Raw genomic sequence first — 9,511 nt, forward strand, 5'->3', positions numbered from 1 at the left:
GCTAATAAGCCCACTGCTAATGCAATTGTAGTAACAATTTCAAAATAAAGAATGGTTTTTCCACCTAGTTTTCCTAATTTTTTTATATCACCTACACCTGCTATTGAGACCACAAGAGCTGCTACCACAATTGGAATAACAATCATTTTAATTAAATGAAGAAAGATATCACCAATTGGTTGAAGAATAGCCATTGCTGTTTCATTACCATAGAAAACTGCACCTACGATAATACCTAAAGCAAGTCCAATAAATATCTGTGTAGCTAATCCAAACTTTTTCATAAATGAAACCCCTTTCATTTTTCCTTTTCTTGATGAAGCAAGGACTTTCATCATAAAACTTATCACTTAGTTTATTGTTTAACTACCAACAATAATTTCCAGTATAGATATAACTATTGGTCAACCCCTTCTTTTAGTGATGATAATGATTATGATGAATATTGGATAATTTCCGAATTAATAATCATAATTTTCTTTAAATTTAATTATCCAATGTAATCATTATAAATTTCTTTTAGTAAGTTAAGTTATAGAAGAAAGCTATAAGGTTATAGAAGATATTAATTGTATTTAGATAAAGTAATCATTTTCCACATAAAAAAACACTAAACCAATTGAGTGTTAATGGGTTTAGTGCTGTTCAAACATTTTATCTTTTAAAAAATCCATGAAAACAGATTTAGGTTTGCCTTTTAAATAAATAAAATCAATGCTAATGTTTGTTTTCACAGGAGGAGTCATTTCTACTCGGAATAACTCTTCATTTTCTAATTCCTTTTTTACACAATGCTCAGGTAAAAAGCATATGCCTACGCCTTGAAGTACAAGATTTTTTGCTGTTTCCATATTATCAACTTCTAGGTATATATTCGGATTTAACCCCTTACTTAAGAATAAGCGATGAATAGCAAGCCAATCTATCGATCCATAATCAAAAAAGATAAGTGGTTGCTTACTTACAGCTTCAACTGTTACATTCTCTTCTTTTAAAAAAATATGATTTTTAGGAACAAAAAGACTGATTGGGTCATTATAAAGACGAATTGATTCTACTTGAGGATGGGTTTCTGTTCGTACAATACCGAAGTCCACCTCTTTATTAATCACCTTGTGTAAAATGTCTTTAGAATGGCCCGTTAAAATCTTTATTCGAACGTCCTTAAATTCTGAAATAAACGCTGGCAAAATATCTGGAAGAATATTATTAGAGATTGACAAAGCACTTCCAATCACCAACTCATAAGGGATATTTACTTGTTGTAAACCGTACTTTGCTTCCTGGTAAGACTGAAGAATTTTTTGTGCGTGTGGAAAAAAATATTCCCCTTTTTCAGTCAAAGAAATTTTATTTCCATTTCGATGAAAAAGCTTTATGTTAATTTCACGTTCCAGGGACTGAATCCGTGCTGTTACAGAAGGTTGAGTTAAATAAAGAGCCTCTGCTGCTTTATTGAAACTACCTAGTTGACACACATAGATGAAAGCCTCAATATTTTCAATATTCATCTTTAAATGCTCCTTATTTTAGTTCATCTTTATTTTTATCTACTATAACACTTCCCTATACAGTATTTAAAAGTAAGAAAGGAAGTAATTCTAAATATTATACTAATTGAGCACTCTTACCTGTCTCATTAGCTATTTTAATGATTGTTTTAGCTAAAATTTCTGTTGGATCAATAATAATCATTTCATCAGATGACCTAAGTACAAGAGGAATTTCCGTACAACCTGCTATAATAGCTTCCGCACCTGCTTCTATTAAGTTATTAGCTACTGTGAAAAGGCTCATAAACCCTTTTGTTGATTTTCCACCTTTAATAGCATATATTCCATCCATTACTTCTTTTTGCATGACCATATCTGGCTCTATAACCTCTATATCATAGTTCTGGCAACTATGTTGATACAATTTTGTATTGATGGTTCCATCCGTAGCTAACAAGCCTACTTTTTTAAAATGATTTTCTTGTAAAAATTTAGACGTTTCTACAGGCATATGCAAGATCGGAATATGAACAGATTTTTTTACTGATTCAAAGAAGAAATGAGCTGTATTACATGCTATTACTAGAAAATCTGCGCCAGCTTTCTCTAAACGTTGCGCTGACTGTATCATATATGGGCAAGGATCTACACCTTTCCCTAAAATTGCTGTTGTTCGATCAGGTATTTGAGAAAAGTTGTCAGCAATGATATGGATATGATCTTGATCCCTTGTTGCTGGTGTATAAGAAATCACTTTTTTCATTAAGTCTACGGTTGCTAACGGACCCATCCCACCTATAATTCCTACTACTTTTTGCATCTTCTTCACCACTTTTAAAGTTATTTGAAAATGAAACGTTTAATTCAATTGTGCTCTTTGGGATTAATTTGTTTGATCTATTGTTCTTTATTATAGGTTTTGTTTTGCGAAATAGATTATAGAAATACTCTATACAGTAATAGAAACTTTATATTAACTAACAAGATTAGAGCGATATTCCTTAATAAATTAAAAAACTGCACTTTAATTGTTAGATTATTTCTAACAATTAGAGTACAGTTCAATTTAAATATATCAGTGTTTTATACCCGATAATCTTCCTGTTCTTTCATTGACCAATATTTTTACGGATAAGATATTCAAATCTATTACAAGGTGTTAAAGTAATTATTATCTTTAACAAAATAAAAAACCACCCAGTATTTGCAGGACAGGTGGCTTTTTACTATGAAATGCATGTGCAGACATATAATAACACATTTTTACCTTATGGACTATATTTTTCCATAAGAGCATATGAATAAAAAGGTGCGCTTTTTATTCATTTATTTGTCACTCAGCCCGAGGCCAAACGTTGATAAATCAAGGGTCTATAAAAAGCTGCATAAGTTATAATAGGAACCTTTTTTAAACCTCTTGCGCCGCAAGGGGTTCTTTTTGTCGTGTGTTCCGGAAAGAGTGTTTATGTAAACTAGAAATGTATATAATATACAGCATAAAATTTGTAGATATAGTAAAATAATAGGTATTTACTAATAAAGGGAAGTGAGGGGATGACATGAAGGATAAAATAATATTTAATCAAATGTTATTTACTCGAAAACAAACACTTAAGCTAATTGAAGAGATACCAGATGATTTTATGGATATTATTCCAGAAAGCCATAATAACTCAATTCGTTGGAATGTTGGACATATATTTACAGACCAAGAAATATGGCTGTATGAACGAATAAAGAATTCTTTAAGGCTTCCTCCATTTTATAAGGAGTACTTTGCGTATGGTTCTAATCCATCTACCTGGAACGATTCTGTTCCTTCAAAAGGTGAGTTAATTGCTCATTTAGAGAAGCAGCCCTACCGTATCATGAAAGACTTTAGAAGAGAATTAGATCAAAATCTTGTTGATCCAGTATTATTAGGATTTGATAATACAGGACAGATATTATTACATACTTTGTATCATGAAGGTTTACATGTGGGAGTAATTCAATCTATAAAGAAGATATTAACTAAAAAGGTTTGAAGTCTACAATTTTTGTATTTACAGATAATATTTTTTTAGTTAATGGGATATGTAGTGGAATAAAAGATGAAAATTAATTAATAAGGACCAAAGGGGAATTGTAATGGTAGAGAAATTAGAGTTAGAAAAGATTAATCTTCAGGAAATTACAAAAGATATTAAAGATCAACATGTAAATTTTGCTGTATCAAATATTAATAACCATTGCCTTCGTATCGCTGTATTTTCAGGTGAATACAAATGGCACTACCATTCTAATTCAGATGAGCTATTTATGGTTTTAGAAGGGGAATTATTAATTGACTTTAAAGACAAAGATACAGTTGTTTTAAAATCGAATGATACATTACTTATTCCAGCTGGAACTATACATAGAACCAGAGCTAAGCAAAGAACTGTAAACCTTTGTTTCGAGGATCAAAACGCTGATACTATTGTCATTGATGAGTAAAAAGAACATAGATACTGTAAAAGCCCTTTAAGATAAGTCTTAAAGGGCTTTTAATATATACAAATAAATTCCGATAACGCGCATTATGTTAACCAATGGTTTACACCATGTTACAGAGCGTTTGTGGATACTTTTACATATTTGTTATAAAGTGGTACATAGAGGTGAGTTAATTGGAATTGGGAGAGCAGTTAAAAAGTTTAAGGGAAGAAAAGAACATGTCTAGAGAAGAGTTAGCTCAAAGAATGAACGTATCTAGGCAGGCTATTTATAAATGAGAAACGAATAAAGGGTATCCGGATATTGAAAACCTTATAAAATTAAGTGACCTATATGAAATTACACTGGATGAGCTTATTAAAAATGATCGTACCTTTCAAGATAAAATAAGCATTAATAGAGGGAAACGAATTTTTGAAGATAGAAAAGCATTTATTATAGGGTTCACTCTTTTCCTTTTAGGGATTTCTCTTTCAAATATATTTACTTATGCAATATTGTTAGGGATTGGTGGAGGAATATTAATGGGAATTAGTCCTCTAGTAAAAGTATTTAAATAGACATTTTCAATTTAGACAGCCCTTCTATAAGGGCTGTTTATATTTTGTTCTGGTAACATGAATTACGTTAAGTAAATTGTAAAGTATTTAATAAAAATAATTAGTTTCATCATTTACTCTACATGACGACAAATATCGTCTTCATGTATTGCAATATATGAATCAAAATAAACATTCCAACAAACAAGTTGTAACGGCTAACGCTAAATCTAAAACGGAAGATATAATAAAGTAAAGAGTCTATGTATGTAGGAGGAATATTGATGATACAACAAAACAAAAGACCGAACTTTAAGGTTTCACACGTTCTCCGGCTTATCTTAAATACAGCATTGATTTTACTAGCTGTTACTTTATCCGTTTTGCTTGGTAAGGAAATTTTCCATTTCATTCATTTTTCTATTTTTAATCGAGGAATTGAGACTCATTACAAAATTCTTGAAAGTATCTTAGTTTTCTTTTTGTACTTTGAATTTATTGCAATGATCGTAAAATATTTTCAAGAGAATTATCACTTTCCTCTACGCTACTTTCTCTATATTGGCATTACTGCATTGATACGTCTGGTTATTGTGGAGCATGATAACCCAGTTAATACACTTTTGCACACTTGCGCTATTCTTGTGTTAACTATCAGTTACGCTATTATAAAGTTTTCGTCGAAACAAAAGGAGAAACTATAATTATGCCTTGTTAAAAATAGGATATCTTTTCATTGTGCATTTTTGTGCAGAATAACAGCACGAAGGCTTCCAAGGAGGACTATACGCTATACATTCATATACATAAATTACTTCCGAAAAATCACATTATGGTAACTAGTTTTGTATAGAGTGTTCATCTGATTATTGGAAACCTTATTCAGCAATCTGTCCAGATTGTTTAGAAAAATTTTTTAATTTGAAGGTGTCACGAAAAGGTGACACCTTCATTATTTATACAGTTTTTATCATATTACTTAAAATATCATAAGCCAATGGGAAAGTAATGAAACCATCATCTTCTAGAAAATGTCCCCCCTTTTCAACAGGATAAAAGGACGTATCCAATTGTTTTGATAAGTTTTCACTTAATTGAAAAGGAACAATATAGTCATCCTTTGCAGCAATAACAGCACGTGAATTAGTTGTAGAAATTATTTTTTGGTAATCCACTTTTTCAACTGTAAAAGGATCTAGTGAAGGTAAAGATGATAATCGCTCAGCAAAGCCAGAAACAAGAATAAACCCTCCAAATCCTGGTAATGGATCTAACTGTTCTAGATAGTTCAATAGTGTAATAGATCCCAAGCTATGTGCTACAAAATAAGCGTTGTTATCTAAATTCTTTATTTTATTAGCCAATGTTTTCAACCATTCTTCCTTCTTGGGGTCAGACGAATTTGGCATGTGAAGAACCGAAACTTGATGATTATCTGCTATTAATTTTTCTTTTAACCACGGGAACCAATGATTAGATGGTGAAGCTCCGTATCCATGGATAATATATACTTGTTTTCCCATTGCTACTCTCCCTTTCTTTTTATAGATGTAAAAACAGTATATTACTAATCGAAACCTATATGGTAGGAGAAACACTTGAATGAGCAGTTAAAAAAATCTTTTAAACGAAGATCTTTTTCAGTGCCTATAATTCACATTATGTAAAGTTGATATGTATATTGTACGATTTCGGAAGTTATTTCTATAATTTATTCTCTGTTAACCAATGGTTTACACAGTGTCACCAAGCGTTTGTGGTAGTTCTATCGTAAATGTTATAAAGTGGGACACAAGGAGTGAGCGTATATGGAATTGGGAGAACAGTTACAAAAGTTAAGAGAACAAAAAAATATGTCTAGAGAAGAATTAGCTCAAGAGATGAACGTATCTAGGCAGGCTGTATATAAGTGGGAGAATAATAAGGGATATCCTGATATTGAAAACCTTATTAAGTTGAGTGATTTATACAATATAACGTTAGATGAATTAATTAAAGGTGACCGTTCTTTTCAAAAAAAAATAGTAATAGATAAAAAAAAGAATAACATCGATGATTTATCTGATCCTGGTTTTTTAGTTGGTATCATTCTTGTATTTGTAGGATTATTTTTAGATTTAGGTACCTTTTCAGCAGGTATTACAATATTAGGTTTTTTAACGATGTTTCTTTATGAGGATTTTAAAAAAATGTTGTGGACTATAAAAAAGGATTTTAAACAAGAAAAGTAAGAAAAAGCCTTTAGCCTCAGTGTAAAGGCTTTTTTTTCTACCGATAATAGGTTTTATGTTAACTTTAAAAGTAGATTATTAATCAGTGACTTCTTCTTCCACAATACTTATTATTCTATACAAAGCTAAAGATGTAGTTTCCATATCCGGAAAATGTTCAATGTGGCCCGTTTCAACATTCTTCAATTGAAAAGTCTGTAGTTCTTTAGAATAATTGAGAGAAAAGGTATTATTTCCACTACAAAAGGCATGAGTGATTTCACTATCTTCATACCGTAATAAAGTTTCTAACATTTCTTTGATTTTAATTATTGTCATCTATCACCAAAACCCTTTCTCACTATTTTAAAAAATTTTACTAATTAAAGTTTAATCCATTTTAACATAGGGTATATTTATAAGTTATTACCTCCAATAATTGAAATAAAGATTTCAAAAATGAAATAAATTTGTAAAAAAACAAAAAAATGTAATGTTATATTGAGGATAGGTGCTATATGACGGATGCAACATAGTTAGCAATTTTCAATATATATGGTAAAAAAGATGGATGTAAAATACATGTTTTGAGGGTAAAAATAAAAAGAGTCTCATTTAAAAATGATATTTTTAAGGAGGTAGGAGGTATCTGAAATTGAGTAGTGCATCTAGATTCAAAATGCGAATTTACAGCCCTCGGTGGGGACTTAAGGACCTTTATCATTTTAAAAAAACAGAAGGGGGGTGGACGTTTGAAAACTATAGATGTAAGGGTGAAGTAGATAAAGGCGGTAATCCTTTATTTTATAAATCCCTTATTACTGAATCCATTTCCTATCCTGATCATCTAGAGGTTTATATTTCTAATGCATGGGAGAATGTTAACACGTTAAATAAAGAACAAGTGCAGAACATTTTTGATGAACTATCTGAATGGATATCAGCCAGTGAAAATAACCTCCATTGACCCTTTATCATGGTGAAAGAAGTGTCACTACCATGGGCATGTTCAAGATTTACCAATTGGTTATAAAAGTATTAGCATTTCTTATCTAAAGCCATATCTATTGGGGATAGTACAAGGAAGACTTTTCTTTATAGACAATGAAAAAATGACATTTCACTTTGGGATATTGATTATTTAAAGCTAACTATAATCAAAAAAATAAGGGGGATTTAAAATGGATATTATTTATAATCAGAGAGAGAAAATGACTGATTTTATTAGAGACAACAAACAGAATTTTCAGGATAAACTTTTATCAGAGGCGGTTAACGTTGCCTCTAAGATTAATGACATTTTAGAAACTGGAAATATTGATCTTTTAAAAAATGCTCAAAAGTTATCTCTATATGTCGTGGAGCAAAAAGAGGAACAACTCATTACTTTCGCTCAGCAAGAAGGCGTAGCCTGGGCGAAGCACGCCTTAACTCTTGCCTTCAAACTAGAATGGGTACAGGCCATTAGGCGAACATTGTGGCATTTTATCTATCAATATGATCGAATAAATAACCATTTTAATAGCCGTGAAGAATTTTATGCCTTAGAGAAGCGTATTAATGATAAGATTGATCAATTTCTTAACACTTTTCTAATTAGTTATTCCAAATATAAAGATGAATTAATTGCCTCCCAGAGGGACTTAGTGGAACATCTATCGGTGCCTATTATACCTCTTAGCCAATCTGTAGCTGTATTACCGTTGACAGGAATGGTGGATACATATCGTATCCAAACGATTGAGGAGAAAGTACTAACAGGCATATCAGATTTAAAGATTCAAACATTAATTATAGATCTTTCTGGAATTGCTAACATGGAGATGCATGTCATTGATCATTTTCAAAAGATATTAACTGGAATTTCAATGATGGGATGTAAGGCTATTCTTACAGGTTTACGTGCGGACCTGGTGCGGACAATGATTCACTCAGGAATCTCCTTTGAAGAAAGGGCAGAAACAAAAGGGACGTTACAGCAAACATTAAAAGAATATCTAGAACTCCACCAGATGTAGGAGGAATAGGGAAGTTTACTCTACACACAGAAATGAAAATGAATTTATGAAATTAGAATTGTTTTTGAAAAAATAAATCAGTATTCAGAAAAGCCTTATAGTAAGATATAAGGCTTTTTGTGCCTAGAAATAGTCTTATGTTAAGTAGTTTTTTGAAGATAAATAGAATTCAATTCATACACTATTAGGTGAGAATATTTATTCTAAAGTATCTATGGTTAAATTTAAACTAAGAAGTGCTTGTTCGAGGTTTGATTTTACAGTTATTTTACTAAAATCAATTCCAAGTTGTATCATGGTCTGAGCAACTTCAGGGCGGATACCAATTAACATTGTTTTTACCCCAAGTAAATCTAATGCCTCAATGATTTTAAAAATTTGATGGGCAACCATAGTGTCCACAATCATAACACCAGAGAGATCAAATAGAAGATGAGATAATTTCAATTCATTTGCTTTCTTCAACGTTTCGTCTAGTAAGAGAGTAGCTCTTTCCGTATCTACCTCTCCAATTAGAGGGAGTATGGCAATTCCTTTTGTGATAGGGACCATAGGTACGGATAATTCAAGGAAGGCACTCTTTGCTTTTTTTAATGTTTCATGATGGAATTTAACATAAGTCAAACTAAAAGCATAAACAGCTTTATCTAATAAAGGGTCAATAATTGAGCTTAATTCAAATACCATGTCTATTGACATGTTGTATTTTTTTATTTCTTCTTTAAGTACTTCCCATATAAATTTCCGGTAATAACTTGTGGTCTCTAAAGCCT

The 9,511-nt window shown here is 31.2% G+C and carries 13 protein-coding genes; 7 read left to right on the forward strand and 6 right to left on the reverse strand.

Annotated elements, in window-relative coordinates:
* From ACFX4N_RS30750 to cuyB, 3 genes are all read right to left on the reverse strand, one after another.
* Positions 1-284 (reverse strand): cation:dicarboxylate symporter family transporter (locus ACFX4N_RS30750; protein WP_377263786.1); only part of this gene is annotated, 284 nt, incomplete at its 3' end.
* A 351-nt stretch (positions 285-635) separates the two neighbouring features.
* Positions 636-1,511: a LysR family transcriptional regulator gene (locus ACFX4N_RS30755; protein ID WP_377263788.1), complete on the reverse strand. Its 876-nt coding sequence runs from the start codon at positions 1,509-1,511 to the stop codon at positions 636-638.
* Between the two features lie 97 nt (positions 1,512-1,608).
* On the reverse strand, positions 1,609-2,313 hold the full coding sequence (gene cuyB / locus ACFX4N_RS30760) for a cysteate racemase (protein WP_377263790.1): 705 nt from the start codon (positions 2,311-2,313) through the stop codon (positions 1,609-1,611).
* A gap of 739 nt (positions 2,314-3,052) precedes the next feature.
* On the opposite strand from cuyB, the gene ACFX4N_RS30765 reads away from it, so the two are divergent.
* The 4 genes from ACFX4N_RS30765 (at position 3,053) to psiE (ending at position 5,214) form a co-directional block, all read left to right on the forward strand.
* The gene (locus tag ACFX4N_RS30765) at positions 3,053-3,520 is read left to right on the forward strand and encodes a DinB family protein (RefSeq protein ID WP_192101193.1); all 468 of its coding nucleotides are present in this window, start codon (positions 3,053-3,055) and stop codon (positions 3,518-3,520) included.
* Positions 3,521-3,623: 103 nt separating this feature from the next.
* On the forward strand, positions 3,624-3,971 hold the full coding sequence (locus tag ACFX4N_RS30770) for a cupin domain-containing protein (protein WP_192101192.1): 348 nt from the start codon (positions 3,624-3,626) through the stop codon (positions 3,969-3,971).
* Between the two features lie 218 nt (positions 3,972-4,189).
* Positions 4,190-4,249, forward strand: a complete 60-nt coding sequence (locus ACFX4N_RS30775) for a hypothetical protein (protein ID WP_377263795.1) — start codon at positions 4,190-4,192, stop codon at positions 4,247-4,249.
* Positions 4,250-4,794: 545 nt separating this feature from the next.
* Complete coding sequence (gene psiE / locus ACFX4N_RS30780; RefSeq protein ID WP_016764251.1) at positions 4,795-5,214, forward strand: phosphate-starvation-inducible protein PsiE; 420 nt, start codon at positions 4,795-4,797, stop codon at positions 5,212-5,214.
* 252 nt (positions 5,215-5,466) lie between these two features.
* On the opposite strand, the gene ACFX4N_RS30785 is transcribed toward psiE, so the two are convergent.
* Positions 5,467-6,033, reverse strand: coding sequence for an RBBP9/YdeN family alpha/beta hydrolase (locus tag ACFX4N_RS30785; protein WP_192101190.1), 567 nt, complete (start codon positions 6,031-6,033; stop codon positions 5,467-5,469).
* Between the two features lie 285 nt (positions 6,034-6,318).
* Between ACFX4N_RS30785 and ACFX4N_RS30790 the strand changes: the two genes are divergently transcribed.
* Positions 6,319-6,741: a helix-turn-helix domain-containing protein gene (locus tag ACFX4N_RS30790; RefSeq protein WP_192101189.1), complete on the forward strand. Its 423-nt coding sequence runs from the start codon at positions 6,319-6,321 to the stop codon at positions 6,739-6,741.
* A 78-nt stretch (positions 6,742-6,819) separates the two neighbouring features.
* Here the strand turns inward: ACFX4N_RS30790 and ACFX4N_RS30795 are convergent, their stop codons facing one another.
* Positions 6,820-7,059, reverse strand: a complete 240-nt coding sequence (locus tag ACFX4N_RS30795) for a hypothetical protein (RefSeq protein WP_041816896.1) — start codon at positions 7,057-7,059, stop codon at positions 6,820-6,822.
* 316 nt (positions 7,060-7,375) lie between these two features.
* Between ACFX4N_RS30795 and ACFX4N_RS30800 the strand changes: the two genes are divergently transcribed.
* The gene (locus ACFX4N_RS30800; protein ID WP_041816897.1) at positions 7,376-7,687 is read left to right on the forward strand and encodes a hypothetical protein; all 312 of its coding nucleotides are present in this window, start codon (positions 7,376-7,378) and stop codon (positions 7,685-7,687) included.
* A gap of 214 nt (positions 7,688-7,901) precedes the next feature.
* Positions 7,902-8,738, forward strand: a complete 837-nt coding sequence (locus ACFX4N_RS30805) for an STAS domain-containing protein (protein ID WP_098383220.1) — start codon at positions 7,902-7,904, stop codon at positions 8,736-8,738.
* Between the two features lie 198 nt (positions 8,739-8,936).
* Here ACFX4N_RS30805 and ACFX4N_RS30810 read toward each other — a convergent pair.
* Positions 8,937-9,511, reverse strand: a 575-nt coding sequence (locus ACFX4N_RS30810) for an STAS domain-containing protein (RefSeq protein ID WP_377263793.1), incomplete at its 5' end; no start/stop codon positions are given.

Source organism: Priestia sp. YIM B13551 (genome assembly GCF_042787905.1).
In the GTDB taxonomy this organism is placed as follows: domain Bacteria; phylum Bacillota; class Bacilli; order Bacillales; family Bacillaceae_H; genus Priestia.

Coding starts and splice junctions, on each gene's coding strand:
- ACFX4N_RS30755 (WP_377263788.1), bottom strand. CDS start 1,511: ATGAATATTGAAAATATTGAGGCTTTCATCTATGTGTGTCAACTAGGT.
- cuyB (WP_377263790.1), bottom strand. CDS start 2,313: ATGCAAAAAGTAGTAGGAATTATAGGTGGGATGGGTCCGTTAGCAACC.
- ACFX4N_RS30765 (WP_192101193.1), top strand. CDS start 3,053: ATGAAGGATAAAATAATATTTAATCAAATGTTATTTACTCGAAAACAA.
- ACFX4N_RS30770 (WP_192101192.1), top strand. CDS start 3,624: ATGGTAGAGAAATTAGAGTTAGAAAAGATTAATCTTCAGGAAATTACA.
- psiE (WP_016764251.1), top strand. CDS start 4,795: ATGATACAACAAAACAAAAGACCGAACTTTAAGGTTTCACACGTTCTC.
- ACFX4N_RS30785 (WP_192101190.1), bottom strand. CDS start 6,033: ATGGGAAAACAAGTATATATTATCCATGGATACGGAGCTTCACCATCT.
- ACFX4N_RS30790 (WP_192101189.1), top strand. CDS start 6,319: ATGGAATTGGGAGAACAGTTACAAAAGTTAAGAGAACAAAAAAATATG.
- ACFX4N_RS30795 (WP_041816896.1), bottom strand. CDS start 7,059: ATGACAATAATTAAAATCAAAGAAATGTTAGAAACTTTATTACGGTAT.
- ACFX4N_RS30805 (WP_098383220.1), top strand. CDS start 7,902: ATGGATATTATTTATAATCAGAGAGAGAAAATGACTGATTTTATTAGA.